The sequence below is a fragment of the Kribbella sp. NBC_00662 genome, from assembly GCF_041430295.1.
Taxonomy (GTDB): domain Bacteria; phylum Actinomycetota; class Actinomycetes; order Propionibacteriales; family Kribbellaceae; genus Kribbella.
The window spans coordinates 374901-398409 of record NZ_CP109029.1; the positions used below are offsets into that span (position 1 = coordinate 374901).

Here is a 23509-nt window from a genome sequence, read left to right on the forward strand (position 1 = left end):
TCTCTACCCCCGAATCACCCGCCCGGTTGGGTCCTTACCCGCATTTCAACGACCCCACCACCCCCAACGTCACCCCCCACCCCACTTCGTAACCCACCCGAGTTATCCACAAATCCAACAATCCACCCCACAGCCCGTCCCCAGCTCCTTACGGTCGAAGAAAGACGCCGAACCGCCCCAGGGGACCAGATGCCGAGCGCGCCGGACCACCCACCCGACCTTGCTGCCCTCCGACGGGCCTTCGAGGCCAGCCGGCCACTCGACTGGGGCGACGACTCACTCGCGCCGACAGACATCGCCCGCCGGTACGGCATGAAGGCGACCCGCAAGAGCCTCGAACTGCTCCAGCGGACTGCTGAGATCGAACCGCGGGTCACCGCCCAGTTCCTCGCCTCGATTCCGACGGGCAGCTCGCCGTACCAGCTCAGCCGCCGGGTGAAGTCGCCGGAGTCGCTGGCACGCAAGCTCCGGACCTGGTCCGATGCGAACAACCGGAACCAGGTCGAGGACCTGCTCCGGTACACCGTGCTGACCGAATCACCCGACGAACTGGTCGCGTCGACCCGCAGTACCACCGAGGCGCTGACCGATCACGGCTGGCGGGTCCTGTACGCGATGCATTCCTATACGGACGGCTCGCGGTACAAGGGCGTCCACGCCCACTTCCGTACGCCGGACATCGATCGGCTCGAGATTCAGTGGCATTCAGTCAGCTCCGCCGAGGTCAAGGAGCTCACAACGCGTTGGTACGAAGTCGAACGCAGCCTCAGCACCTCGGACGCTGAGCGGACGGCTGCCCGTGAGAAGTGCATTGAGGCATCCGCGCAACTCCGCGCGCCGGCCGGGATCGACGCCCTCACAGAGCTGGGCGGTCGGCGCGTCAAGGTCAACAACTACAGTGACTCCAGACAGATGGTGACCAACCGGCGACCTGGCGCGACGGAATCACGACGCCGACCAGCGACAGATCGGGACCGACGCGAGGGGATCGCGCGATGAAGCTGTACCTGGTGAAAGACGACGAACGGCTGGTGTGGGTGGCGGCGTTGGCGCACGAGCACATGTACTCGTACGTCGCGAACACCGGGAAGTTCCACGACAACAATGCCCTGCGCAACGACTACTACATGGAGCGCGCCTTCACCTACGAGCCGATCGGACCTGCCGACGCCCGGCGATTGATCAGCCAGGGCGTCGGCACCCTCGACGAGGACGAACACTCCGACTCCCTCATCGCCTGGCGCGCAGACCCGAAACCCCTCGACCCCACCGACGTACTCTCCATAGCCGCCGGCTACACCGAGTAGAGCCGGCTACGACGTCGTCGGGGCGTAGAGCTGGGTGATGACGGATTCGATGGTGGGTTCGGATACGGAGAGGTCTGCGAGGGGGTAGTTGGCGGCTATCTGGGCCAGGAGGGGGGCCGCGCTGGTGGTGGGTGGGAAGGTGAGGTGCTGGCGGGGCCCGTCCACCTTGATGACGGTGGCGCCGTCGATCTCGATCGGGGGCAGGGAGGTTGCCAGGTCGACGACGAGGGTGCGGGGAGCGGACTGGCTGGATTTCAGTCCGTCCAGCGTGCCGTCGAAGATCTGGTGGCCGTGGTCGATGACCATGACCCGGGTGCAGAGGGCCTCGATGTCGTCGAGGTCATGGGTGGTGAGGATGATCGTCGTACGGCGGTCCGCGTTGATCTCGGCCAGGAACTCGCGCAACCGGGCCTTGCTGATCACGTCCAGGCCGATGGTCGGCTCGTCCAGGTAGACGATCTCGGGATCGTGCAGCAGCGCCGCCGCGATGTCGCCGCGCATCCGTTGGCCCAACGACAACTGACGAACGGGAACGTCCAGCAGATCGCCCAGATCCAGCAGTTCCACGAACGTCGCCAGGTTCTCCCGATGCCGCGCCAGCGGTACGTCGTACATCTTCTGCAGGACCGCGAACGAATCCTTCAACGGCAGGTCCCACCACAGCGTCGTACGCTGCCCGAACACCACCCCGATCCGCTTCGCGAGCTTCAACCGGTGCCGCGACGGATCCACCCCGGCCACCCGGATCGAGCCGCCCGACGGCACCAGGATCCCGGTCAGCATCTTGATCGTGGTGGACTTCCCGGCGCCGTTCGGGCCGATGTAGCCCATCACCTCCCCCGGCTCGACGGTGAACGACATCCCGTCCACCGCCCGGACCTCACGCTTCGTACGCCGCAACCCGACCCGCGACGTGACCGTGAACGTCCGCGACACATCCGACAACTCGATGACAGGCATCTCAACTCCCTGTACTGCGATAGCGACGAAGACCGCCGCGCCAGGCCAGCGACGCCAGCGCGACCATGACGACCGCGACCAGCGGCGACAGCAGGCCGATCCAGGACGGCAACCCCAGCGGGGCCGGCTTACCCAGCAGGTACAGCACCGGGTAATAGTTGACAAAGGCAAGCGGTACGACGAACGTCACGGCCCGCACGATCTCCTTCCCGAAGACCGCCAACGGGTACTGCGTCAACGTCTGACCGCCGTACGTGAACGAATTGGCCAGCTCCGCCGAATCCACCGACACGAACTGGAACGCGGCCCCGAGCACGAAGATCGCCCCGAAGATCACCGTCCCGGCGGCGATCGACACCACCAGCATGATGCCGCGGGCAACCGTCCATTCGACGTCGAGCCGGCTGAACGCGAACACCATCACGACCAGCGCCTGCAACGGCCGGCCGATCCGCCGCAACGCGAACCCGTCGGCCGCGGTCTGCAGGAACGCCGGCACCGGCCGGATCAGGTACGCGTCGAACGTCCCGGTCCGGATCCGCTCCCCGACCCGCTCGATCGACCCGGTGAACAGGTCCGCGATCCCGAGCGTGATCGAGGCCGTTGCGTAGAGCAACGCCATCTCCGCCAGCGAGAACCCGCCGAACGACGTGATGTGGCTGAACATCAGCACGATCGCGACGAAGTCCATCACCGTCAGCACCATCGAGCTGAACAGCATCAGCACGAACGACGCCGGGTACGCCATCGACGACCGCACCCACATCATGATCAGCATCCAGTACTGCGACGGCGCCCGGAGGATCCGCTCAACCACCCTGGATCACCACCTTCCGGGTCGCCACCGACGTGACCAGTTGCGCGCCGAGCAGCAGCACCACGATCCAGCCGAGCTGGAACAGCAGCGCCGAACCGGTCCCGCCCGGGTTCCGGCCGAGCCAGATGTCGATCGGGACCTGCATGGTCGCGGCCCACGGAGTCGCCCGGGCGATGGCTCCGATCGCACCGGGGAACACCACCAGCGGCAGGATCATCCCGGAGAAGAACGTCGACAGCACCAGCGCCAGCTGCTCCATCCCCCGCGTATCGGTGATCCAGAACCCGGACAGCGCGACCAGGTAGCGGATCCCGAAGCTGACCAGGATCGCCAGGAACACGCCGGCCGCGACCGCGAGCCACGCCGACGGCGTTGAAGGGAACTTGAGGTCGAACACCAGCGCTCCGACGAGCAACGGCGCCCCGCCGCGCACCAGCAACTGGAACATCGCCCGCCCGAGATCCACCGACAGCCACCAGAGCAACAGGTGCGTCGGCCGGTACAGATCCACCGCGATCTCGCCGCTGCGGACCCGCTCCCCCAGCTCCCCCGTCGTCGTGGCGCCCCAGATCCCGACCGGCATCAGCAGCCCCTGCTGCAGCCAGACGAACGTGAGCGCGTCCGCGGTGTCGTACCCGCCCAGGCCGGGCCGCTCGTGCCACAGCGTCAGGTAGATACCGCAGAGGATGAACCCGAAGACGGTGTTCGTGAACGCGCCGGACGCGGTGGCGATCCGGTACGTCGAGAACCGCCGGAAGGACCGTACTGCGATCGCCCAGTACACGCCCATTCGCTACCTCCTCTCGCACATCGAGTGGTGTCCGAGAACCGGTCATGAGCACAGCGGCACGCGAAACCGCCCCGGAATCATCAGGACCCCGGGGGTACGGACACCACTGTGAAGGCATGGATGAACCACACCGATTGTCAAGGGCAGAGAACGGACGGTACGCCGCGGCGCGCGGAAGCGTCAACACAAATAACCGGTCCGGGTGCGAGACCCCTCAGACTCGCACCCGGACCGGTGGCCGCGGGTCAGACCGTATCGGTCTTGAGCAGATGCGCCAGGTGGGTGGCGAACGGACCCGGGTGGCTCGAGTACCCGCCATGCCCGCCCGGGAACAGCACGACCGGCCAGCCGAGGTGGTTGGCGATGACCTCGATCGGCCGCCCGGGCAGGTGCTGGTGCGAGTCCAGGCCGGCCGCCGGGACGATCCGGTCCGCGACCCGCTTCAACGCGTCCAGATCCGGCTCGTAGCGGGTGAACGGCAGCAGCTTGTGCTCGTAGAAGTTGGCCGCGTTCGCCTGCATCCGCTCCGCGAGTTCGCGGTACTCCGGCAGTAGGTCCTCCAGCGGCGGCATCGCGTCGTCGGCCGTCCCGGTGCCCATCATGAACACCACGTCGGCCGCGGTGAGCCCGTCCGCGCGATAGGTCTCGTACACCTCGCCGAAGAAGGTCCTGGCGTCGTCCGCATCCGGCAGTACCTCGGTGCAGGGCGGCTCGTGCGCGACGAGCATCCGGACCCGGTCCGGGTACTGCGTGATCAGCTCGAGGCCGGTGATCGCGCCCGAGCTGCTACCGAACACGTACGCCGGTTCCCGAGCGCCGCTGCCGACTGCATCGATCAGCGCGAGCGCGTCCTCGGCCGACTGCTTGACCCGTTCGTCCGTCGGGTCACCGTCGTACCGGCTGCGGGAGTTGCCGCGCGGGTCGTACGTGACGACCGTGTACTCCGCCGCGAGCTGCCCGACCATCCCGGAGAACACCCCGGCGTCGGTCCCACCGCCCGCGATCAGCAGCAGCACCGGCCCCGAGCCGGTGACCTCGTAATGCAGCGTTGCCCCCGGCACCGCCAGCTTGTTCACAGTCTTCGCACCCATTCTCGCGAACCCCTTTCGTCCACCATCAGGGTTCACCCACCCACTGGCACCGCACGCACACGCCGCTGAGACGCCCCCGGGCAGCTGGCGGTCAGCCGGCCTCGGTGATTGGGGCCTGGTCGCCGTCGTCGAGGCCTGCCCACGGGTCGCGGGGCGGTGCTTCGCGGCGGCCCTGGGGGCAGATCTTCGCGAAATCGCACCAGCCGCACAGCGCCGAGGGCTCCGGCGGGAAGGCTTCGTCGGCCTCGGCCGGGGTGAGGCCCTCGCGCCAGCGTGCCTCGGCGGCCGCCGCGTCGTCGGCCATCGACTCCGCCCGCTTCTGATGCCGGCCGAGCGACGCCTCGTCGTGGTCGGCCGCGGCGACGGTGTTCGTCGGTAGGTGGTGAAGCTCGACGCGGGTGCACGGCTTGTGCAGCACACGACGGGCGCCGAGCACGTACAGCGCCATCGCCAGCGACGACCGCGCATCGACGGCAGTCAGCGGACGGCGCCCGGTCTTGTAGTCGACGATGGCCAGCTCGGTTCCACCGCTCCCGTCGCGGGCCGGGCGCTCGTCGATCCGGTCGACCCGTCCACGCAACGAGGCCCGCTCGGTGGTGAAGGCAACGGTGCGCTCCACTCCGCGTGGTTCGTAGTACGGATCGGTGTCCCGGAGGTACCCGATGACCATCTCGGTCGAGCGGTCGCGCCAGTCCAGCGACTGCTGCTCGTCACGGAACCCCTCGCTCCGCCAGCTCGATCGCATCTTCGCGACGACCTCGTCCGGCGTACGGCGGGCCGCGGGCCAGCGCCCGAAGAAGTCGGCGAGCACCTCGTGGACGATCGCACCGACCGTGTTGTGCGCCCACGGCGGACCCTTCGGCGGGCGCGGGGTCTCGAGGTAGGTGTACCGATACCTGCGCTTGCAGTCCGCGAACGTCAGCAACTTCGTCGGCGTCGCGACGAACAGCCGCGTCGGCATCCCGGGAAGTAGGTCGTCCACGTCAGCCCGCCTTGATGAAGTCCGTGACGGCGTCGGCCACCAACTGGACGGCGATCGCGCTCAGCAGCAGACCGGCGATCCGGGTGACGAGCAGTACGCCGTTCTCGCCGAGGATCCGCATGATGATGCCGGAGAACCGTAGCGTCAGCCACATCACGATGTGGATCGCGATGATGCCGACAGAGATCGCGACCACGTCCGGCAGCGATCCGTTCGCCCGCTGCACGAACACCATCGTCGCGACGATCGCGCCCGGTCCGGCGAGCAACGGCGTACCGAGCGGGACGAAGGCGATGTTGACGTTCTTGGTCTGCACCGGGTCCTCGGCGGTATCGGTCAGCAACTGCAGCGCGATCAGCAGGAGCAGCAGACCGCCCGCACATTGCAGCGCGGGCAGTGTGATGCCGAGGTGGTGCAGGATCTGCTGACCGAAGGCCGCGAACACGACGATCACCCCGAACGCGACCAGCACCGCCTGCCAGGCCGCCTTCTTCCGCACCGCGCGGGACTGGCCGGCGGTGAGCGAGATGAAGACCGGCACGGTGCCCGGCGGGTCCATGATCACGAACAGCGTGACGACGACCTCACTGAGCAGCCCGAAGTTGATGACACCGTTCACGGAAGGTAGGCCTCGGGAACCTGTGCACCGGAGGCGGCCGCGTTGTTCTTCGCTGTCTCGAGCAGGCGCTCCAACTGCTCCGGCTCGGTGGAGTTGACGCCCAGCTCGTGGTCGATCTTGCCGGCGCCGTGGTGGTCGCTCGAGCCGGTGTAGAAGATGCCGAGGTTGTTGGCGATCGCGCGCAACGCCGTACGGGACTCGGGCGAGTGGTCCTGGTGGTCGACCTCGATACCGGCCAAGCCGTGGTCCTCGACCAGGTGGGCGAGGTTCTCCTCGGTCATCACCTTGTAGCTGGACCGGCCCCACGGATGCGCGATCACCGGTACGCCGCCGGCCTCGCGGACCAGGTCGATCGCGTGACCGGGCTCGAGGGCGTAATGCGGAACGTGACCGGCGCGGCCGTCGGCGAGATACCGGTCGAACGCCTCGGTCCGGTTCGCGACCGTGCCGTTGGCGACCAGCGCGTCGGCGACGTGCGGCCGGCCGACGGACGGCGTACCGGTCGCCTGGGCCAGGACCTCCTCGACGGTCAGCGGCACGCCGATGCTGTTCAGGCGGGCCACGATCGTGGGGATCCGGTCGGTGCGGCCGTCGCGGATCACCTGCAGGTCGTTCGCGAGCGCCGGGTAGGACGGGTCGGGCAGGTACGCGAGCAGGTGGACGCTGATCCCGTTGAGCTTGCACGAGATCTCGATCCCCGGCACGAACCCGATCCCCAGCTCCTCCGCCGCCTGCCGGGCCTCGACCCAGCCGTCGGCCGTGTCGTGGTCGGTGAGCGCGATCACATCGAGCCCCGCCTGCTGCGCGTGCGTCATCAGAACGGGCACCGGATCGGTGCCGTCCGAGCGGTTCGAGTGGGTGTGCAGGTCGATGCGCACGAGGTGTCCGGATCCCTTCGACGGTCAAAGTGTCACCGCTGATGCTATAGGCGTTCAGCCTTCGGCCCTGGCAGTTGTGCACAGAACGCCTATCCTTCGGGTGCATGGAGCGCGTCGACTGTGTGGGAGCCCTCGTGTACGACGAGGGGCGCCGGCTGCTCGTGGTGAAGCGGGCGCACGATCCGGGCCGGGGGCTGTGGTCGATCCCGGGCGGCCGGGTCGAGCCCGGTGAGGACGACCCGACCGCGGTCGCGCGCGAGGTCGCCGAGGAGACCGGGCTGACGGTCGAGGTCGGGGACCTGGTCGGCGAGGTCGAACGGCCCGGTCCGCGCGGGCAGCTGTACGTGATCCGCGACTACGAGGCGACAGCCGTCGGCGGGACGCTCACGGCGGGTGACGACGCAACGGACGCGCGGTACGTCACACGGTCGGAGTTCCTGGCCCTGTCCACGACGATGTTGCTCGTGTCCACGTTGGAACAGTGGAACGCGCTGCCAGGCTGATTCAGCAACTGCTGAGCGGGACCTGGCCGGCAGCGAACGCTGTCGGCGTGACGCCCATCAACGAGCGGAAGTCCGCGATCAGATGTGACTGGTCGGAGTACCCGGCGTACGCCGCAGTGTCGGCCCACGGCCGACGGGCCTGACCGATCAGGCTGCGCACGCGCGCGATCCGGGCGAAATGCTTGGGTGACACACCGACGTCCTCACGGAACACGCGCCGCAGATAGCGCTCACTCACGCCGAGCCCGGCTGCTGTCTCGGCCACCCGCGGCTGCATCCCGTCAGACAGCTCAGCGACCGCGTTGGTCACCAGATCCAGCCGCCCAGGCAGCCGAGACGGCAAGTGATCCACCAGGAAGCCCCGAAGAGTCTCAGCTGCCTCGGCGGGCAGATCACGATAGGCGACCAGGCGCTCGGGGAGGTCCGACGGGCCGATGACGTCCTCGAGCGGGACCGTCCGGTCGACCAACTCGTCCGCGGCTGTGCCCAGCAACGTCATCACGCGCCCCATGCGGATCCGGAGCCGCACGCACACCGGCAGCTCCTTCGTCACGTGGTACGACGCCTTCGTCCGCGGTCCTGCGACGAGTACGTCGCTCTCCCCCGCGCGCGTCATCCGCCACACCACCGTGGTCGCCGGGTCGGGCGGCAGCACGGTGACGGGGGTGATCGCGGGTTTCAGGGTGACGGTCTCGATCCACGGGTCTTGCACGCTTCGAGCGTAGCCAGTCGGCCGGGCGGACCGTAGTACCGAAAGTTCCTATCTCGTGGCAGGCCGGGTCGGTCAGGGTGGCGGCATGATCCTGATTACGGGTGCGACCGGCACCATCGGCAGTGAGCTCCTCCGTCAACTGGTTGCCCGCGGCATCCCGGCCGTCGGCATGACGCGTAGGGAGCTCCCTGGTTTCGTCCCAGGGGACTTCGAGGATCCGGATTCGTTGCGGAAGGCAATCGACGGCGTGGACACGGTGTTCCTGCTCAGTGCGCCGGGACCTCGAGTACCGCAGCACGATCAGGCCATGGTGGCGGCCGCGGTCGGCAGCAGCGTGAGCAAGATCGTCAAGCTGTCGGCGATCGGGACGACCGACGAAGAGCTGCCCGGGAACTGGCACGCGGCCGGGGAGAGCGCGGTGCGGGAGAGTGGGCTGGCGTGGACGATCCTGCGGCCGACCGGGTTCGCGTCGAACGTACTGCGGTGGCTGCCGGCGATCCGTGCCGGGCAGCCGATCCCCAACCAGACCGGGGACGGCGAGCACGCGTTCGTCGATCCGCGTGATGTCGCGGCGGTTGCGGCGGCCGCGTTGGTCTCGGGCGATCACGACGGGCAGACCTACACGTTGACCGGGCCGGAGTTGCTGAGCGTGCCGGATCAGGTCGCGGTGATGTCGGACGTATTCGGCCAGGCGTTGCGGATGGTCGACGTACCGCTGGACGTCCATGCGGAGCAGTTGCGGGCGGCGGGTTTGGACGAGGGATTCGTGTCGGTTGCTGTTCGCGGGGCCGCGCTGGTGCGGGACGGTGGGGAGCGGACGGTGACGAAGGACGTGGAGCAGATGCTCGGGCGGCCGGCGGGCACGTTCCGTGGGTGGGTGGAAAGCAATCGCGCTGCGTTCGCGTGATCGGCGAGACTTGGCGGATGGACGACGCTGAGCTGGTGCGGGCGATCGAGGACAACGCGGCCGAACTGCTGATGGCGATGGGGGCCGCGGGCGGTGGCGAACAACGGGATGACGCCGTTGCGCGATGGACGATCGGTGGTTCGCCCATCGATTATCACAACGCGGTCGTGGCGGCGGCAGACGAACGGGCGGTCGCGGAATCCCTTGCGCTGTTGAAGAAACACGGGGTGCCGGGCAACTGGCACGTCGGTCCGTCGATGCAGATCTCTCGCGACGCGATCCTGGCCGGATTTGCCGCGGCCGGCTCGGAGCCGGGGATGGCTGTGCGGATCGACGAGTTGGTCCCGGCCGAAGTCCCCGGGTTGTCGTTGACGCGAGTCGGCGATGACGATGCGTTGGCCGTGTGGGAGTCGACGCTCGGCCAGGGGTTCGGCGAGGGCGAGCGCGAGGCCCGGTGGGTCGCATCGGTCTACCAGAAGCTCGGGTACGACGACCCGTGGCAGCACTACATCGGCTGGCTCGACGGCGTGCCGGTCGGCACTGCGACGGTCTTCCTCGGCGCGGGCGTCGCCGGACTGTACTTCGTGATGACGGTCCCGGACGTACGCCGCCGCGGGATCGGCGCCGCGATCACGTGCGGCGCACTCCGCGACGCGGGCGCGGAGTACGCCGTACTGGAATCATCGCCGGCCGGGCGGTCGGTGTACGAGCGGCTCGGGTTCCGGGAGTACTGCACGATCGAGCTCTACGAGTGGGCTCCGACGGGCTGAGGAGCCTCGACGGCCTCGACGGTACGGCGCTCGCGGAGCAGGAGGCTCACGTCGACCAGCATCACGAGCGCGGTCAGACCGTGGACCCCGAGCGCGGTGGCGGCCGTCCCGCCGTGGCTGAGGACCATGATCATGTCGGTGATCGGGATCAGTGTGGAGATCGCCATCAGCACGCCGGTGGCGCGACGCTGACCGAGCGCGAACAGGGCGAGGATGTTGAGGCCGGTGACGATGTCACGGATCCCCTTCACGCCGAAATATCCGGCCGCGACACCGGTCGGCCAGGGGTCGATCCCGAATCCGGCAGCAGCACCGTGCCCGGAGAACAGGAACCACGAGCCGAAGGTGAGCGGGAAGATGCCGAGCAGGACGGTCAGGACGGTGGTGAAGCGGCGCATCAGGGTCTCCTTGATCTAGCAGCGCTAACTTTTCTAGCAACGCTAACACTGCCGCCGCTAGATTGTCTAGCAGTGCTAGGATCTGGCTTATGCCGACCCAGACACGCCGCGAGCGGGCCCGCGAGGAGCGCCGTACCCTGATCCTCCGCGCCGCCCGCGACCTCGCCGAGTCCGAAGGCTGGGACGCCGTCACCACCCGCCGCCTGGCCGAAGCCGTCGACTACAGCCAGCCGGTCCTCTACGGCCACTTCAAGAACATGGACGCGATCGCCGACGCGGTCGCGCTCGAAGGCATCGAGGAGCTGACCGAGGTCTTCCGCGCGGCTCGCTCGAGCGCGAAGGACGACACGGACGGACTGCGCGCGCTGGCGCACGGCTACCTCGACTACGCCGACCAGCACCCGGCCGTCTACGAGGCGATGTTCGTCCGCCGGACCGATCTCCAGTTCGGCCGGTCCGAGACGCCGGCCTCACTCATCGACGCCTTCGACCAGATTCGCGCCGCGGTGGAGCCGTTCGCCACCGACGACCCGGAGACGCGCACGGAGGTGTTCTGGAGCTCCCTCCACGGCCTGGCGACCCTGGGTCACGGCGCTCGCCTGCGCTCCGATCACCGCGAGGCCCGCGTCGACCTCCTGGTCGCCACCTTCAGCTGAGACCGTTCAGCTGTTCCAGTGCAGGATGGCGGGGGATCCTCGTTCCCAGCCGAGGGTCGAGAGCGTGGCCGTGTTCAGCACGAAATGACGGCCTTCGGTGACGTCGAGCTCGAGCCAGCGCGCGGTCAGGCCGCGGAGGGCGTGGGAGTGACCGAAGACCAGGACATCTCCCGGTACGGCGGCGATGCGGGCCGCGACCCGGTCGAGCCGGGTGGTGAGTTGGGCCGGCGTTTCACCGTTGGGTACCGGGTCGTCCCATACCGTCCAGCCCGGGACGGTCTTGCGGATCTCCGCGGTGGTGATGCCTTCGTAGTCGCCGTAGTTCCACTCGACCAGGTCGTCGTCGACCTCGGCGTCGGGGTAGCCGGCCAGTTCCGCCGTACGCCGGGCGCGCTGCCGCGGTGAGGTCAGCACCAGGTCGAACGACTCCCCCGCGAGGCGCTCCTTCAGACCCGCCGCGACCCGCTCGCCCTCGGGCGTGAGCGGGAGGTCGGTCACGGAAGTATGCCGGCCCGACTTGCTCCACTCGGTCTCGCCGTGCCGGACCAGAAAGACCCGGTCGTCCCGCTCCTGTGTGGTCACGCCAGCATCCTCGCAGACCGTCGGCCGATGCAGCACGAACCCTTGACCGTTTGAACGATCCAGGGCAGGGTATCGAAACTGTAAGCGCTTCCACTTTCCCCTCAGGAGTGAGCACCGTGGCATCCGGACCCACCGGCCGGCCGGCGACGATCTACGACGTCGCGGCCCTCGCGAAGCTGTCGATCGCGACGGTTTCGCGTGTCCTGCAAGGGACCGGACCGGTTTCGGCGAAGGCACGGGCGCGGGTGGACCAGGCCGCACAGGAGCTCAACTACGTACCGTTGCGCGCCGCCCGGAGTCTCGCCGTACAACGGCACGAGGCGCACGGGCTCGTGCTGCCGGACCTCGCCGGTCCGTTCTACGGGGACCTGCTGATGGGGTACGAACGCTGGGCCGGCGAGCACGGTCAGAGCGTCATCATCACGGTGACGCACGGCAACCCGGACCCGCGCCGGACCGTGATGGACCTGGCCGGTCGCGTCGACGGGATCGTTGTCCATGGCAACGCTCTCGACCTGCCCGCGCTCGAGGGGCTGCGGAAGGCCGGCGTACCGCTGGTACTGATCGCGCACCCGCCGGTCCGTGGCTGCGACTCGGTCCGCACCGAGAGTGCGGCCAGCGCGGAGCAACTCACGACCCGGCTGCTCGACCACGGCCGCCACAACCTGCTCTTCGTCGGTGACCCGGCCGGCGGGTACGACGTCGCCGAGCGGCACGCGGGATTCGCCAAGGCACACGAACTCCGCGGACTGCGGGCGCCCGAGCCCGTTCGGGTCCCGCTGACCGAGGAAGCCGGCCGGACCGTCGCGGAGAAGTTGCTACGAGCAACCAATCGGCCGGACGGACTGGTGTGTGCGAACGACGAGCTCGCACTGGCGGCCATGACGGTGTTCGTCGCGAACGGGGTCGGCGTGCCGGACGACGTCGTGGTGACCGGGTGGGACGACGTGATGGCGGCGCGGTACGTGTCGCCGGGATTGACGACAGTGCGCCAGCCGATGGCCGAACTGGGCCGGGTCGCCGCGCAACGACTGCATGAGCGAGTGACCGGTGAACGGTCGCGCGCACGGAACGACGTACTGGCAACAGAAGTGGTGCTGCGGCACAGCTGCGGCACCGACCGGGGGATGCAGAAGGAACTCCGCAGTAACAGATGAGGAGACAACAGATGTTCACCCACAGCATCCGCCGCCGGCTGGTGATCGGCAGCGTTGCACTCACCGCCACGGCGCTGGCACTCGCCGGTTGTGGCCGGTCGAGCGACTCCGGGGACGCCGGTGCGCAGTCCACCACGACGGTCAGCGAAGGTCCAGCGACCGGGAACCTGACCGTCTGGGCGATGGGCACCGAAGGCGAGAACCTGCCCAAGCTGATGGAGCAGTTCAAGCAGGCCAACCCGGGCGTGAACGTGACCGTCACGCCGATCCCGTGGGACGCGGCGCACAGCAAGTTCACCACCGCGATCACCGCGAACACGCTGCCCGACGCCGCGATGGTCGGCACCACGTGGATGGGTGAGTTCGCCGACCTCGGCGCGCTCGACCCGACACCGCAGGGGTTCGACAACTCCGGTTTCTACCCGGGCGCACTGGACACGACGAAGGTCGGCGGGACGCAGTACGGCGTTCCGTGGTACGTCGAGACGCGGCTGGTGTTCTACCGCAAGGATCTCGCCGCGAAGGCCGGTTTCAGCACTCCCCCGACGGACTGGGACGGGCTGAAGGCGATGGCCAAGGCAATGAAGGACAAGGCCGGCGCGAAGTACGGGATCAACCTGCAGCCGGGCGGTACCGGGTCCTGGCAGACGGTGATGCCGTTCGCGTGGTCGGCCGGGGCGAACATCACCGGTGACGACGAGAAGTCGTTCACGTTCGACACGCCGGAGATGCAGGAGGGGCTCAAGTACTACCAGAGCTTCTTCACCGACAAGCTCGCCGGGACGGACCTGCCGCCGAACCAGACCGAGGCGCAGTTCGTGAACGGGCAGGTGCCGATGTTCATCTCCGGGCCGTGGATGGCCGGATCGGTGGCGAAGGCCGGCGGGGACAAGATCAAGCCGAACATCGGTGTGTTCCAGCTGCCGAAGAACAAGACCGCGACGTCGTTCGTCGGTGGGTCGGACTTCGTGGTGTTCAAGTCGTCGAAGAACAAGGACAGCGCCTGGAAGCTGGTCAAGTGGCTGTCGGACGCGAAGACGCAGGCGTCGTGGTTCAAGATGTCGTCGGACCTGCCGGCCGTGAAGAGTGCGTGGCAGGACCCGAGCATCGCCTCTGACCCGCTGCTGCCGGTCTTCGGCAAGCAGCTCGACGACGCCAAGGCCCCGCCGGCGATCGTGAACTGGGAGCAGATCGCGGCGCAGTTCGACTCCGAGGTCGAAAAGATGACCAAGGCCGGCCAGTCCCCCGCCGACACCGCCAAGGCCATCCAAACCAAGGCCACCCAGATCGGCGCCGGCGGCAGCTGATTCCTATGACTGTTGTCACGGAGAGGGAGACCCGGGCGGTACGGCGTACGCCGCCGCCCGGGCGCCCGCGCCGGAAAATCAGCCGGGAGTCCGCAGCAGCCTGGATCCTCGTCCTGCCGTTCGTTCTGTTGTTCCTCGCGTTTACGGCCGGGCCTGTGCTCGGCTCGTTGGGGATGAGTTTTACCGATATCAAGCAGCGGGATCTGCGGACGCCGTTCGCGGTGAACGGGGTCGGGTTCGGGAACTATGTGAAGGCGTTCCAGGACGAGACCTTCCGCAAGGCGGCGTTCAACACGGCGTACTTCGTCGTCCTCGGCGTACCGCTGACGCTGGTGGTCGCGCTCGCGGCGGCGGTGTTGCTGGACCGCGGCGTCAAGCGGTTCCAGGCGTTGTTCAAGGTCGGCTACTACCTGCCCGTGGTGACCTCGATCGTCGCGATCGCGGTGATCTGGCGGTTCGTGCTGGCACCTGACTCGGGTCTGCTGAACACCGTGCTCGGCTGGGTCGGGATCGACGGGCCCAACTGGCTGGCGTCGAAGACCTGGGCGATGCCGTCGCTGATCGCGATGGCGGTCTGGCGGAACTTCGGCTCCGCGATGATCATCTTCCTGGCCGGCCTGCAGGGCATCCCGCAGTCGGTCGAGGAGGCCGGTCAGATCGACGGTGCGGGCTCCTGGCAACGGTTCCGCTACCTGATCATGCCGTTGCTCAGGCCGACGATCCTGTTCACCAGCGTGACCACCGGCATCGGCTACCTGCAGTTCTTCGAGGAGCCGTTCGTGATGACCCAGGGCGGTCCGCTGAACAGCACGATCTCGGTCTCGATGTACACCTACAACCAGTTCGGCTTCGGCAACTACGGACTCGCCACGGCGATGGCGTACATCCTGTTCGTCGTCATCGCGGTGATCACGTTCATCCAGTTCCGGCTGCTGAGGGAGAAATGATGCGCCGTACCTGGTGGATCTACCTGATCGGGGTGCTCGGCCTGGTGGCCGTGGCCGCGCCGTTCCTCTGGATGGTGCTCGGCAGCTTCAAGACGCAGGGCGAACTGCTCCGCGTCCCGCCGACGTGGTTGCCGCAGGACGCGACCACACAGAACTACGACGACCTGTTCAGCAAGGCGAACTTCCCGCGCTACTTCCTCAACTCCGCGCTGGTCGCGCTGGTAGTGACAGCCGGGAACCTGACCTTCTGCTCGATGATCGGCTACGCGCTGGCCAAGCTGCGGTTCAAGGGCCGCAACGCATTGTTCGTCGTGGTGATGGCGACGCTGATGATCCCGGGCATGGTCACGTTCGTCCCGCTGTTCGTGCTCGTCACCAACGCCGGGCTGGCGAACAGCTACCCCGGCCTGATCCTGCCGTTCCTGGTCTCGCCGTTCGGCGTGTTCCTGATGCGGCAGTTCTTCCTCGGGCTGCCGGACGACCTGATGGACGCCGGCCGCGTCGACGGCAGCGGCGAGCTGGGCATCTTCGCCCGGATCATGCTGCCGCTGACCAGGCCCGCGCTGGCCACGCTCGGCATCCTCACCTTCCTCGGCTCCTGGAACAACTTCCTCTGGCCGCTGGTGATCGCCCAGACCGAGGACAAGTACACCCTGCCCGTCGCCCTGGCCCTGTACTCGACCGGACAGAACGCGCAGAACTACGGCCTGCTGATGGCCGGCGCGGTCGTGGTCGTGCTGCCGGTGCTCGTCATGTTCCTGGCCTTCCAGCGCCACGTGACCAAGGGCATTGCCATTACCGGACTGAAATAGGAGACCTTTGATGACCGCCTTCATCAGTCGCCGCACCTTACTAGCTTCTACTGGCGCCCTCGCGCTTGCCGGCGCCGCAGCACCCGCTTACGGCGGATCGCTCTCGCCCGCGCAGACATTAAAGGAGGGTTGGACTCCCAGTCGTTCCGACAAGGCGTTGGTCGGCAGGTGGGCTCGCGATACGTGGCGCAGCTTGGTCGCCATGACCGACGAGCACACCGGGCTGCCCGCCGACAACATCGGCGAGTCCGTGACGAGCCCGGTGCGGAGCAACTACACCTCCCCCACCAACATCGGCGGCTACCTGTGGAGCACGGTCGTCGCCAAGCACCTCGGGATCATCTCGCCGCAGGAGTCGTTGCGCCGGATCACGCAGACGCTGACGACGATGAAGAACGCCGTACATCACGTGCCGAGCGGGATGTACTTCAACTGGTACGACGAAGCGACCGGCGCGGTCCGGACCGTCGACCCCGACGGCACCAAGCCGATCACGCCGTTCGTGTCGAGTGTCGACAACGCCTGGTTCGCCTGCGCGCTGATGGTCGTCCGCAACGCCGAGCCGCGCGCTCGGGCCCTGGCCGACTCCGTGCTCGGCCGGATGAACTTCAAGTTCTACTACAACCCCGACGCCCGTCCCGGCGGTCTGATGCGCGGCGGATTCTTCGAGACCCCGCCGCCGGACGAAGAGACCGACAAGGGCAACCACGCCGGCGTCGGCCCCGACGTCTACTACCGCAAGTTCCACTACGACACCTGCAACACCGAGGCGCGGATCGCCGGGTACATGGGCTTCGCCCTCGGCCAGGTCCCGCACACGCAGTACTTCGCGACGTACCGCACCGTCCCGGACACGTGCGACTGGTCGTGGGTCGAGCAGAAGCCGAAGGGCGTGCACCGGACCTACCTCGGCCTCGACGTCTTCGAAGGCACCTACTCGTACCGCGGTATGCGGATCGTCCCGTCCTGGGGCGGTGACATGTTCGAGTCGCTGATGCCCGACCTGTTCGTCCCGGAGGCGACCTGGGCGCCGCGGAGCTGGGGCATCAACCACCCGCTCACGGTCCGCGCGCACATCGAGCACGGTCTCGACGACGCGAAGTACGGCTACTGGGGCTTCTCACCCGCGTCGAACCCGAAGGGCGGGTACTCCGTCTACGGCGTCGAGGCGCTCGGTATGGACCCGACCGGCTACCCCTCCGATCTCGAGGGCACCAACTACGACGGCGGCTTCGAGGGCTGTCGTGAAGGCACCAACCCGAACCCGACGTACGGCGACGGCGTCGTCACCCCGCACGCGGCCTTCCTCGCGATGGCGTACGCGCCGCGGCAGGCGATCGACAACCTGAGCAAGATCGAGAAGAACCTGCACGCGTACGGCGGCGGCGGCTTCTTCGACTCGGTCGCCGTGAGGTCCGGGCTGATCGCGAAGCGGTACCTGTCCCTCGACCAGGCCATGGTGATGGGTGCCATCGGCAACGTGTTCGGCAACGACCTGATCCGGCGGAGCTTCGGCAGCCGGACGGTGGAGAGCCGGATCCGGCCGCTGATCGCGATGGAGAAGTTCGAATCCGGCCTCGAGTAGGAGACAGCCCTATGCAGAACGACGCCAAGACCGACTGGGACGAGCGGATCGCACTCCGCAGTGACGAGGAGCGCGAGTTCGCCTTCCCGGACCTCGATCCGCCCAAGGAGGTCAGCGCGGTCGGAGGTGTCGGTCAGGTGACGATCGACTGGTCGCCGGTCGAGGGCGCCGCCGGGTACCTGATCCTGCGCGGCGCCGGCGAGCACGGTCCGCTGGAGCCGGTCGATCATCACAGCCGTGACATCCTCTCGATCCCGGCACCGCCGTACGTCGACACGACGTGCACGCCCGGCACGCCGTACCGCTACGCGGTGGTGAGTGTGCCGGAGGTGACGGCCACGAACGGCCGGGCCAGTGCCATGGTCGGCGCCGTACCGCTGGTTGCCGACGGCGCCGTTCCGGCCGTCGAGGTCACCGTCGACGTAGTTGCCGAGGGCACCGAGCTGGCCAAGCCGTGGGTGCCGATGGTCGGCAGCGAACGACTCAGCCAGCTGCTCTGCACGGACCGCACCGGCGGGCACGAGATCGGGGTGGAGCTCGAGGACGCTCTGCGCCGGATGCACGACGAGATCGGCGTACGCACGGTTCGCGCGCACGCGATCTTCCACGACGACACGCACGTGATCACCGAGTCCGGCTACGACTTCTCCGTCGTGGACGCGATCTACGACAAGCTGCTCGCGATCGGGCTGCGGCCGGTGGTCGAGCTCGGCTTCATGCCGCGCGAACTGGCCTCCGATCCGTCGAAGAAGGTCTTCGGGTACGGCGCGATCATCTCGCCGCCGGCGTCGTACGACGCCTGGCACGACCTGGTCCGCGCACTGGTCCAGCACCTCGTCGACCGGTACGGCCTCGACGAGGTGCTGACCTGGGACTTCGAGGTCTGGAACGAGGCCAACCTCGAGGTCTTCTGGTCCGGCACGAAGGCCGAATGGCTGCACCTGTACGACGTCTCCGCGGCGGCCGTGAAGTCGGTGGACCCCCGCCTCGCGGTCGGCGGCCCGTCCTCCGCCGCGGCAGGCTGGGTGGACGACCTCCTGGACCATACCAAACAGTATGGTACGCCGATCGACTTCGTCTCCACGCACACCTACGGCTCACCTCCGCTCGACGTACGTGCGAGTCTCGAGCGGCATGGGTACGGCGATCTGCGGATCCTGTGGACCGAGTGGGGCGTGACGCCGACGCACTTCAACCCGATCAACGACTCGGTGTTCTCCGGGGTGTTCCTGCTCCGTGGGATGAAGTCCGCAGCCGGGCGGATCGACGCGCTTTCCTACTGGGTCGCGTCGGACCACTTCGAGGAACTCGGTCGGCCGCCGCGTCTGTTACACGGCGGGTTCGGGCTGCAAACCGTTGGTGGGTTGGCGAAACCGCGCTACCACGCGATGACGCTGCTGAGCCGGCTCGGGCCGGTCGAGCTCCCGGTCACTCTCACCGGCGACGGCGCCGACAGCCTCGTCGAGGCGTGGGCATCCCGAGATCGCGACCGCATCGCCGTACTGCTGTGGAATCTCACGCTCGATCAGACGAAGGCGGACGGCGCACCCGAGCTGACCCGCACCATTCGTCTGCAGCTACCGGGCGTCGACCCGGCCTGGGAGGCGACCGCAACCACCCTGGCGATCGACTCCGGTGACATCGCCGCGGCTGCCGACGGTCTGTCCGACTGGCCGACCGACGAGGAGCTTGCCGACCTCGCCGAGCGGAGCAGGCTCGTCAGTACTCCACTGGAGTTGCACGACGGAGCGGTCGAACTGTGCCTCCCGATGCCGAGCGCAGTTCTGCTGGAGCTTCGTCCTCATCGAGATTGACGGCTTCCTGGATCCACCGCTCCACCCCGGCGATGTGCACCGTCGCCCAGGACCTGGCCACCTCGGGCTCGCGCCCCTCGATCGCATCGAGGATCGCGCGATGCTCGGCCAGCGTCCGGGTGACGGCATCGCTCTGCGTCAGCCCCCGCCAGATCCGCGCCCGGTACGTCGGTTGCCGCAGACTGTCGATGATCGATGCCAAGGCTCGATTGCCGCTCCCCAGCGCCACCACCTTGTGGAACTCCACGTCGCTGGTCAGCAGATCCTCCACCGACGGCTGCGGACCTAGTTCGTCGAGCATCTTGCGCAGCGCCGCGATGTCGTCGTCCGCCATCCGCAACGCTGCCCGGGCGGCGGCGGCCGGCTCGAGGATCCGCCGTACCTCGAAGAACTCCAGGACCGACGCGTCCTGATGCAGGTCGAGGACGAAGCCCATCGTCTCCATCAGCAGCGACGGATCGAGACTCGTCACGAACGTGCCGTCGCCCTGGCGGACCTCCAGCACCCGGATCAGCGCGAGCGCCTTCACCGCTTCGCGCAACGAGTTCCGGGACAGGCCGAGCCGGGCGGCCAGATCAGCCTCACGCGGCAGGCGATCGCCGGGCCGCAACTCACCGGCCACGATCATCTGCTTGATCCGATCGATGGCTTCGTCGGTGACGCGCATCGCCCCACCTCCAGAATCTGGCTGAGACATCCGATGTTCCTGCACCATACATCGGATGTCTAGGGCCAAATTGCCGGTTTAGGCCGTGAATTAGGGGGATTTGGGGTCCTGAGGTGTTGACTGCGCCGAATACCTCCGACTATAGATCGGATGAATCAGTTCATCCCCTGGAGGTCAGCGATGAAAGCATCACCGGCGCGGACACGCCGCTGGGTCACTGCCGCTCTGTCGGTTCTGGCCCTGACCGCCGTGGCCGCCTGCGGGGGCAACAACGGCAGTGGCGGTAGTAGTTCGGGATCGGCCGACAAGGCCGACCTGACCTGGTCGTTCTGGGTCGCCGGCAGCGAGGACCAGGCTGCCTGGCAGAAGGTCGCCGACCAGGCCCACACCGATCACGCCGGGATCACCGTCAAGCTCCAAGGGGCTCCCTGGGACAGCTACTGGTCGAAGATCGGGACCACGCTGGCCGGCGGCAAGGCACCCTGCATCATCGGCATGCAGAGCCTGCGGATGGCGTCGTACGCGAGCGCGATGCTGCCGCTGGACGACCTGATGAAGAAGTACGGCCTGAAGGCCGAGGACTTCGACAAGCCGATCATGGACGGCCTGAAGGCGGACGGGAAGCAGATCGCGATCCCGTACGACTCCGGACCGATGGTGATCTTCTACAACAAGGACATGTTCAAGGCCGCCGGCGTCGCCGACCCGAAGCCGGGCTGGACGATGGACGAGTTCAAGGCTGCCGCGAAGAAGCTGACGGCCGCCGGTAAGACCGGCCTGGTGACGACCCCCGGCGACCTCGGCACGATGTCCTGGGTACGGACGATGACCGGCGCCGAGCCGCTGTCCGACGGCAAGCTCAACTTCACCGATTCCAAGTTCGAGCAGGGCTTCTCGCAGTACGCCGACTTCGTCAGGACCGACAAGATCGCCCCGCAGGTGCCGGGCGGCAACCCGGACTTCGAGACCCAGCAGTTCACCGGCGGCAAGGCGGCGATGCAGCTGAACGGTCCGTGGTCGCTGATCGACACCAAGGGCAAGGTCAAGTTCGACCTCGGCATCGCGCCGATCCCGGCCGGTCCGGACGGATCGAAGACCTACACCGCCGGTTCGGGCTTCGGCATCTCCCGGTCCTGCAAGACGCCGGACGCGGCCTTCCAGGCCATCATGTCGATGACGAGTGAGAAGCCGCTGACGGTGCTGGCCGAGGCCGGCCGCGCGTACCCGGCCCGCACCGTGGCCCACCCCGCCTGGTTCACCGCCGCCGGGATCGACGGCGCGAAGGAGACCATCGACTACGCCTCCGAGCACTCGATCCCGCTGGTCACCTCGAAGAACTGGGTCCAGGTCGCCGACCTGCTCAACCGGTTCGGGACCCAGGCGCTGAACGGTGAGATCCCGCCGGACCAGGCGCTGAAGACCATCCAGGACCAGGCAGGCGCTGGGTCGTAATGGCAACCGACACGACAACCGTCGCTCCCCCGGGCGCACCTGCAGGTGCGCCCCGGGCGGGGCGCCGGCCCGCGTTGCGCCGGGACGGTCGGTACGCGTCGGTCTTCCTGGCGCCGAGCCTCGGCGGGCTGGCACTGTTCACGTTGTTCCCGACCGCGATGGCGCTCGGCATCAGCCTGTTCGACTGGCCGGTGTTCGGCGAGCGCTCGTTCCTCGGGTTCGACAACTACTCGCATCTGCTGCACGACCCGGTGTTCCGCCGGGTGGTGCTCAACACCGTGCTGTTCGTGGTGCTGTACGTCCCGCTGAACGTGGTCGTCTCGCTCGGACTCGCGGTCTGGCTCGGCCCGCAGATCAGGGGCCGGCAGGTGTTCCGGGTGCTGTTCTTCATCCCGGTGATGACGCCGATGGTCGCCAACGTGATGGTCTGGCGGCTGCTGTTCCAGCCCGGTGGGCTGATCGACGGCGGCCTGCAGGCCTGGTTCGGTATCGACGCGCCGAACTTCCTCGGCTCGTCGAGCTGGGCGATGCCGGCGATCGTGGCGATGTCGATCTGGCAGGGCTTCGGGTACAACTTCCTGGTCTTCTCGGCCGCGATCGACCAGGTGCCGCAGTCCCAGCTGGAGTCGGCGCAGATCGACGGCGCCGGGCCGCTGCAGCGGTTCCGCTACATCACCTGGCCGATGATCACGCCGTCGATGTTCTTCGCCACCACGATGACGCTGATCACCTCGTTCCAGGTGTTCGCGCAGCCGTTCATCCTGACCCAGGGCGGTCCGGGCGTGGCCACCCAGACGATCGTCATGTACGTCTACAACCAGGGCTGGCAGTTCCTCCAGATGGGCCTCGCGTCGGCGGCCGGCTGGGTGCTGTTCGTGATCATCATGGGCATCACCGCGATCCAGTTCTTCGGGCAGAAGCGGTGGGTGAACTATGACGTCTGAGACCAACAGCGCCGCCCGCAAGGTCCGCAGCGGCGTCTCGCACACGCTCCTGGTCATCGTCGCGATCGTCTTCCTCGGCCCGTTGGTGTACGCCGTGTCGACCTCGCTGAAGCCCGCCGACGAGGTGTTCACGCCGACACCGCACCTGTTCGGCTCGGAGATCCGCTGGAAGAACTACGCGGACGCGTTCACGTTCGCGCCGTTCGACCGTTACTTCCTGAACAGCCTGTTCGTGGCGGTGGCCGGAACCCTGGTGGTGGTCGCGGCCTCGAGCCTGTCGGCGTACGCGTTCGCACGGCTGAAATTCAGGGGCCGTGAGCAACTGTTCGTGCTGTTCCTGGGCACGCTGATGGTGCCGCAGGAAGTACTGATCGTGCCGATGTACTGGCTGATGCAGTCGCTCGGCTGGGTGGACAGCTACTGGGCGCTGATCCTGCCGTGGGCGTTCACAGCGTTCGGCACGTTCCTGCTGCGGCAGTTCTTCCTCACTGTCCCGGCCGAGCTCGAGGAGGCGGCACGCGTGGACGGGTGCGGCCCGTTCGGGTCGTTCTTCCGGATCATGCTGCCGCTCGCGCGCCCGGCCATCGCCGTACTGACCGTGTTCACGTTCATCAGCTTCTGGGGCAGCTTCCTGTGGCCGCTGATCATCATCAACAGCGTCGAGGACAAGGGCACGGTGCCGCTGGGCCTCGCGCAGTTCGTCGGCCAGCAGGGCACGCAATGGAACCTGATGATGGCCGCTTCGATCATGGCGATGATCCCGACCGTTCTGCTTGTGGTCCTGCTGCAGAAACACCTCGTCCGCGGCCTGCTCGTCACCGGTCTGGGCGGCCGCTAATTCTAAGGAGAGTT

At 67.6% G+C, this 23509-nt stretch carries 26 protein-coding genes; 15 read left to right on the plus strand and 11 right to left on the minus strand.

The genetic code is table 11. From position 1 onward, the window contains the following. The first annotated feature begins 189 nt into the window (after positions 1-189). Complete coding sequence (locus OHA10_RS01805) at positions 190-999, plus strand: hypothetical protein (protein ID WP_371404406.1); 810 nt, start codon at positions 190-192, stop codon at positions 997-999. After that, positions 996-1307 (plus strand): hypothetical protein, encoded by a 312-nt coding sequence (locus OHA10_RS01810; RefSeq protein ID WP_371404407.1) that lies wholly within the window; start codon positions 996-998, stop codon positions 1305-1307. Before OHA10_RS01805 ends, OHA10_RS01810 begins: the two co-directional genes overlap by 4 nt. Before the next feature lie 6 nt (positions 1308-1313). On the opposite strand, the gene OHA10_RS01815 is transcribed toward OHA10_RS01810, so the two are convergent. The 7 genes from OHA10_RS01815 to OHA10_RS01845 form a co-directional block, all read right to left on the minus strand. Next, the gene (locus OHA10_RS01815) at positions 1314-2267 is read right to left on the minus strand and encodes an ATP-binding cassette domain-containing protein (RefSeq protein ID WP_371404408.1); all 954 of its coding nucleotides are present in this window, start codon (positions 2265-2267) and stop codon (positions 1314-1316) included. Between the two features lies 1 nt (position 2268). Further along, positions 2269-3084: an ABC transporter permease gene (locus tag OHA10_RS01820; protein WP_371404409.1), complete on the minus strand. Its 816-nt coding sequence runs from the start codon at positions 3082-3084 to the stop codon at positions 2269-2271. Next, positions 3077-3874: an ABC transporter permease gene (locus tag OHA10_RS01825; RefSeq protein ID WP_371404410.1), complete on the minus strand. Its 798-nt coding sequence runs from the start codon at positions 3872-3874 to the stop codon at positions 3077-3079. The genes OHA10_RS01820 and OHA10_RS01825 overlap by 8 nt, the downstream gene beginning before the upstream one ends. Positions 3875-4119: 245 nt before the next feature. Further along, entirely contained in the window at positions 4120-4965 is an 846-nt protein-coding gene (locus tag OHA10_RS01830; protein ID WP_371404411.1) for an alpha/beta fold hydrolase, read from the minus strand. 91 nt (positions 4966-5056) lie between these two features. Then, the gene (locus OHA10_RS01835; protein ID WP_371404412.1) at positions 5057-5947 is read right to left on the minus strand and encodes a RecB family exonuclease; all 891 of its coding nucleotides are present in this window, start codon (positions 5945-5947) and stop codon (positions 5057-5059) included. Between the two features lies 1 nt (position 5948). Beyond that, on the minus strand, positions 5949-6566 hold the full coding sequence (locus OHA10_RS01840) for a MarC family protein (protein WP_371404413.1): 618 nt from the start codon (positions 6564-6566) through the stop codon (positions 5949-5951). Next, positions 6563-7444: a PHP domain-containing protein gene (locus tag OHA10_RS01845; protein WP_371404414.1), complete on the minus strand. Its 882-nt coding sequence runs from the start codon at positions 7442-7444 to the stop codon at positions 6563-6565. Before OHA10_RS01845 ends, OHA10_RS01840 begins: the two co-directional genes overlap by 4 nt. 104 nt (positions 7445-7548) lie before the next feature. Between OHA10_RS01845 and OHA10_RS01850 the strand changes: the two genes are divergently transcribed. Then, a complete protein-coding gene (locus OHA10_RS01850; RefSeq protein WP_371404415.1) occupies positions 7549-7947 on the plus strand; it encodes an NUDIX hydrolase in 399 nt (132 codons plus the stop codon). 1 nt (position 7948) lies between these two features. Here the strand turns inward: OHA10_RS01850 and OHA10_RS01855 are convergent, their stop codons facing one another. Further along, a complete protein-coding gene (locus tag OHA10_RS01855; protein WP_371404416.1) occupies positions 7949-8659 on the minus strand; it encodes a helix-turn-helix domain-containing protein in 711 nt (236 codons plus the stop codon). An 85-nt stretch (positions 8660-8744) separates the two neighbouring features. Here OHA10_RS01855 and OHA10_RS01860 point away from each other — a divergent pair, with 85 nt between their 5' ends. After that, positions 8745-9566 (plus strand): NAD(P)H-binding protein, encoded by an 822-nt coding sequence (locus OHA10_RS01860; RefSeq protein ID WP_371404417.1) that lies wholly within the window; start codon positions 8745-8747, stop codon positions 9564-9566. A gap of 17 nt (positions 9567-9583) precedes the next feature. Next, positions 9584-10336, plus strand: coding sequence for a GNAT family N-acetyltransferase (locus OHA10_RS01865; RefSeq protein WP_371404418.1), 753 nt, complete (start codon positions 9584-9586; stop codon positions 10334-10336). Here OHA10_RS01865 and OHA10_RS01870 read toward each other — a convergent pair. Continuing rightward, positions 10312-10734 carry a DUF4267 domain-containing protein gene (locus OHA10_RS01870; RefSeq protein WP_371404419.1) on the minus strand — a complete coding sequence of 141 codons (423 nt, stop codon included), beginning with the start codon at positions 10732-10734 and terminating at the stop codon, positions 10312-10314. The genes OHA10_RS01865 and OHA10_RS01870 overlap by 25 nt on opposite strands. Positions 10735-10823: 89 nt before the next feature. Here OHA10_RS01870 and OHA10_RS01875 point away from each other — a divergent pair, with 89 nt between their 5' ends. Beyond that, positions 10824-11390 carry a TetR/AcrR family transcriptional regulator gene (locus OHA10_RS01875; protein ID WP_371404420.1) on the plus strand — a complete coding sequence of 189 codons (567 nt, stop codon included), beginning with the start codon at positions 10824-10826 and terminating at the stop codon, positions 11388-11390. Positions 11391-11396: 6 nt separating this feature from the next. Here the strand turns inward: OHA10_RS01875 and OHA10_RS01880 are convergent, their stop codons facing one another. Next, on the minus strand, positions 11397-11972 hold the full coding sequence (locus tag OHA10_RS01880) for a histidine phosphatase family protein (protein WP_371404421.1): 576 nt from the start codon (positions 11970-11972) through the stop codon (positions 11397-11399). A gap of 116 nt (positions 11973-12088) precedes the next feature. Here OHA10_RS01880 and OHA10_RS01885 point away from each other — a divergent pair, with 116 nt between their 5' ends. Genes OHA10_RS01885 through OHA10_RS01910 form a run of 6 tightly spaced genes read left to right on the plus strand, consistent with a single transcriptional unit; the run spans position 12089 to position 19594 of the window. Continuing rightward, positions 12089-13129 (plus strand): LacI family DNA-binding transcriptional regulator, encoded by a 1041-nt coding sequence (locus OHA10_RS01885; RefSeq protein ID WP_371404422.1) that lies wholly within the window; start codon positions 12089-12091, stop codon positions 13127-13129. A gap of 11 nt (positions 13130-13140) precedes the next feature. Continuing rightward, positions 13141-14436 (plus strand): sugar ABC transporter substrate-binding protein, encoded by a 1296-nt coding sequence (locus OHA10_RS01890; RefSeq protein ID WP_371404423.1) that lies wholly within the window; start codon positions 13141-13143, stop codon positions 14434-14436. A gap of 5 nt (positions 14437-14441) precedes the next feature. After that, positions 14442-15383 (plus strand): carbohydrate ABC transporter permease, encoded by a 942-nt coding sequence (locus tag OHA10_RS01895; protein WP_371404425.1) that lies wholly within the window; start codon positions 14442-14444, stop codon positions 15381-15383. Continuing rightward, complete coding sequence (locus tag OHA10_RS01900; RefSeq protein ID WP_371404426.1) at positions 15380-16195, plus strand: carbohydrate ABC transporter permease; 816 nt, start codon at positions 15380-15382, stop codon at positions 16193-16195. The genes OHA10_RS01895 and OHA10_RS01900 overlap by 4 nt, the downstream gene beginning before the upstream one ends. 10 nt (positions 16196-16205) lie before the next feature. Further along, complete coding sequence (locus OHA10_RS01905; RefSeq protein ID WP_371404427.1) at positions 16206-17780, plus strand: glucoamylase family protein; 1575 nt, start codon at positions 16206-16208, stop codon at positions 17778-17780. Between the two features lie 11 nt (positions 17781-17791). After that, on the plus strand, positions 17792-19594 hold the full coding sequence (locus OHA10_RS01910; RefSeq protein ID WP_371404428.1) for a xylan 1,4-beta-xylosidase: 1803 nt from the start codon (positions 17792-17794) through the stop codon (positions 19592-19594). Here the strand turns inward: OHA10_RS01910 and OHA10_RS01915 are convergent. Next, positions 19500-20261: a FadR/GntR family transcriptional regulator gene (locus OHA10_RS01915; RefSeq protein ID WP_371404429.1), complete on the minus strand. Its 762-nt coding sequence runs from the start codon at positions 20259-20261 to the stop codon at positions 19500-19502. The genes OHA10_RS01910 and OHA10_RS01915 overlap by 95 nt on opposite strands. Positions 20262-20441: 180 nt before the next feature. Between OHA10_RS01915 and OHA10_RS01920 the strand changes: the two genes are divergently transcribed. From OHA10_RS01920 to OHA10_RS01930, 3 genes are read left to right on the plus strand one after another with little or no spacing between them, the layout of a single operon-like run. Then, complete coding sequence (locus OHA10_RS01920) at positions 20442-21713, plus strand: sugar ABC transporter substrate-binding protein (RefSeq protein ID WP_371404430.1); 1272 nt, start codon at positions 20442-20444, stop codon at positions 21711-21713. Further along, positions 21713-22657: a carbohydrate ABC transporter permease gene (locus OHA10_RS01925; RefSeq protein WP_371404431.1), complete on the plus strand. Its 945-nt coding sequence runs from the start codon at positions 21713-21715 to the stop codon at positions 22655-22657. Before OHA10_RS01920 ends, OHA10_RS01925 begins: the two co-directional genes overlap by 1 nt. Then, on the plus strand, positions 22647-23495 hold the full coding sequence (locus OHA10_RS01930) for a carbohydrate ABC transporter permease (RefSeq protein ID WP_371404432.1): 849 nt from the start codon (positions 22647-22649) through the stop codon (positions 23493-23495). Before OHA10_RS01925 ends, OHA10_RS01930 begins: the two co-directional genes overlap by 11 nt. Positions 23496-23509 lie beyond the last annotated feature (14 nt).

What these genes read in the sequence shown, in the direction of transcription:
- OHA10_RS01910 (WP_371404428.1), top strand. Translation starts at nt 17,792, where the DNA reads ATGCAGAACGACGCCAAGACCGACTGGGACGAGCGGATCGCACTCCGC.
- OHA10_RS01815 (WP_371404408.1), bottom strand. Translation starts at nt 2,267, where the DNA reads ATGCCTGTCATCGAGTTGTCGGATGTGTCGCGGACGTTCACGGTCACG.
- OHA10_RS01930 (WP_371404432.1), top strand. Translation starts at nt 22,647, where the DNA reads ATGACGTCTGAGACCAACAGCGCCGCCCGCAAGGTCCGCAGCGGCGTC.
- OHA10_RS01915 (WP_371404429.1), bottom strand. Translation starts at nt 20,261, where the DNA reads ATGCGCGTCACCGACGAAGCCATCGATCGGATCAAGCAGATGATCGTG.
- OHA10_RS01925 (WP_371404431.1), top strand. Translation starts at nt 21,713, where the DNA reads ATGGCAACCGACACGACAACCGTCGCTCCCCCGGGCGCACCTGCAGGT.
- OHA10_RS01865 (WP_371404418.1), top strand. Translation starts at nt 9,584, where the DNA reads ATGGACGACGCTGAGCTGGTGCGGGCGATCGAGGACAACGCGGCCGAA.
- OHA10_RS01875 (WP_371404420.1), top strand. Translation starts at nt 10,824, where the DNA reads ATGCCGACCCAGACACGCCGCGAGCGGGCCCGCGAGGAGCGCCGTACC.
- OHA10_RS01860 (WP_371404417.1), top strand. Translation starts at nt 8,745, where the DNA reads ATGATCCTGATTACGGGTGCGACCGGCACCATCGGCAGTGAGCTCCTC.
- OHA10_RS01895 (WP_371404425.1), top strand. Translation starts at nt 14,442, where the DNA reads ATGACTGTTGTCACGGAGAGGGAGACCCGGGCGGTACGGCGTACGCCG.
- OHA10_RS01810 (WP_371404407.1), top strand. Translation starts at nt 996, where the DNA reads ATGAAGCTGTACCTGGTGAAAGACGACGAACGGCTGGTGTGGGTGGCG.
- OHA10_RS01870 (WP_371404419.1), bottom strand. Translation starts at nt 10,734, where the DNA reads ATGCGCCGCTTCACCACCGTCCTGACCGTCCTGCTCGGCATCTTCCCG.
- OHA10_RS01920 (WP_371404430.1), top strand. Translation starts at nt 20,442, where the DNA reads ATGAAAGCATCACCGGCGCGGACACGCCGCTGGGTCACTGCCGCTCTG.
- OHA10_RS01905 (WP_371404427.1), top strand. Translation starts at nt 16,206, where the DNA reads ATGACCGCCTTCATCAGTCGCCGCACCTTACTAGCTTCTACTGGCGCC.
- OHA10_RS01830 (WP_371404411.1), bottom strand. Translation starts at nt 4,965, where the DNA reads ATGGGTGCGAAGACTGTGAACAAGCTGGCGGTGCCGGGGGCAACGCTG.
- OHA10_RS01805 (WP_371404406.1), top strand. Translation starts at nt 190, where the DNA reads ATGCCGAGCGCGCCGGACCACCCACCCGACCTTGCTGCCCTCCGACGG.
- OHA10_RS01900 (WP_371404426.1), top strand. Translation starts at nt 15,380, where the DNA reads ATGATGCGCCGTACCTGGTGGATCTACCTGATCGGGGTGCTCGGCCTG.
- OHA10_RS01825 (WP_371404410.1), bottom strand. Translation starts at nt 3,874, where the DNA reads ATGGGCGTGTACTGGGCGATCGCAGTACGGTCCTTCCGGCGGTTCTCG.
- OHA10_RS01850 (WP_371404415.1), top strand. Translation starts at nt 7,549, where the DNA reads ATGGAGCGCGTCGACTGTGTGGGAGCCCTCGTGTACGACGAGGGGCGC.
- OHA10_RS01890 (WP_371404423.1), top strand. Translation starts at nt 13,141, where the DNA reads ATGTTCACCCACAGCATCCGCCGCCGGCTGGTGATCGGCAGCGTTGCA.